The following is a 1,526-nucleotide window of genomic DNA, read 5'->3' on the forward strand; positions in this document are numbered from 1 at the left end:
AAAAGGTTACCTCACCGACTTCGGGTGTTACAAACTCTCGTGGTGTGACGGGCGGTGTGTACAAGGCCCGGGAACGTATTCACCGCGGCGTGCTGATCCGCGATTACTAGCGATTCCGGCTTCATGCAGGCGAGTTGCAGCCTGCAATCCGAACTGAGAGAAGCTTTAAGAGATTAGCTTAGCCTCGCGACTTCGCAACTCGTTGTACTTCCCATTGTAGCACGTGTGTAGCCCAGGTCATAAGGGGCATGATGATTTGACGTCATCCCCACCTTCCTCCGGTTTGTCACCGGCAGTCTTGCTAGAGTGCCCAACTGAATGATGGCAACTAACAATAAGGGTTGCGCTCGTTGCGGGACTTAACCCAACATCTCACGACACGAGCTGACGACAACCATGCACCACCTGTCACTTTGCCCCCGAAGGGGAAGCTCTATCTCTAGAGTGGTCAAAGGATGTCAAGACCTGGTAAGGTTCTTCGCGTTGCTTCGAATTAAACCACATGCTCCACCGCTTGTGCGGGCCCCCGTCAATTCCTTTGAGTTTCAACCTTGCGGTCGTACTCCCCAGGCGGAGTGCTTAATGCGTTAGCTGCAGCACTGAAGGGCGGAAACCCTCCAACACTTAGCACTCATCGTTTACGGCGTGGACTACCAGGGTATCTAATCCTGTTTGCTCCCCACGCTTTCGAGCCTCAGCGTCAGTTACAGACCAGAGAGCCGCCTTCGCCACTGGTGTTCCTCCATATATCTACGCATTTCACCGCTACACATGGAATTCCACTCTCCTCTTCTGCACTCAAGTCTCCCAGTTTCCAATGACCCTCCCCGGTTGAGCCGGGGGCTTTCACATCAGACTTAAGAAACCGCCTGCGCTCGCTTTACGCCCAATAAATCCGGACAACGCTTGCCACCTACGTATTACCGCGGCTGCTGGCACGTAGTTAGCCGTGGCTTTCTGGTTAGATACCGTCAAGGGATGAACAGTTACTCTCATCCTTGTTCTTCTCTAACAACAGAGTTTTACGATCCGAAAACCTTCTTCACTCACGCGGCGTTGCTCGGTCAGACTTTCGTCCATTGCCGAAGATTCCCTACTGCTGCCTCCCGTAGGAGTTTGGGCCGTGTCTCAGTCCCAATGTGGCCGATCACCCTCTCAGGTCGGCTATGCATCGTGGCCTTGGTGAGCCGTTACCTCACCAACTAGCTAATGCACCGCGGGTCCATCCATCAGCGACACCCGAAAGCGCCTTTCAAATCAAAACCATGCGGTTTCGATTGTTATACGGTATTAGCACCTGTTTCCAAGTGTTATCCCCTTCTGATGGGCAGGTTACCCACGTGTTACTCACCCGTTCGCCACTCTTCTTTTTCCGGTGGAGCAAGCTCCGGTGGAAAAAGAAGCGTACGACTTGCATGTATTAGGCACGCCGCCAGCGTTCGTCCTGAGCCAGGATCAAACTCTCATAAAAAGTTCGAACAATCTTACGATTGTTAAGCTCAATTTGTTTGCTAGCATATTGCTTG

General features: G+C 52.5%; 1 rRNA gene. It reads right to left on the reverse strand.

The annotated features are described in order from the left end of the window. Positions 1–1,471: ribosomal RNA gene (locus OZZ83_RS14600) — 16S ribosomal RNA — on the reverse strand; the annotation flags it as partial. Positions 1,472–1,526 lie beyond the last annotated feature (55 nt).

Source organism: Enterococcus sp. E5-162 (genome assembly GCF_035725965.1).
GTDB classification, from domain to species: Bacteria; Bacillota; Bacilli; order Lactobacillales; family Enterococcaceae; genus Enterococcus_B; species Enterococcus_B lactis.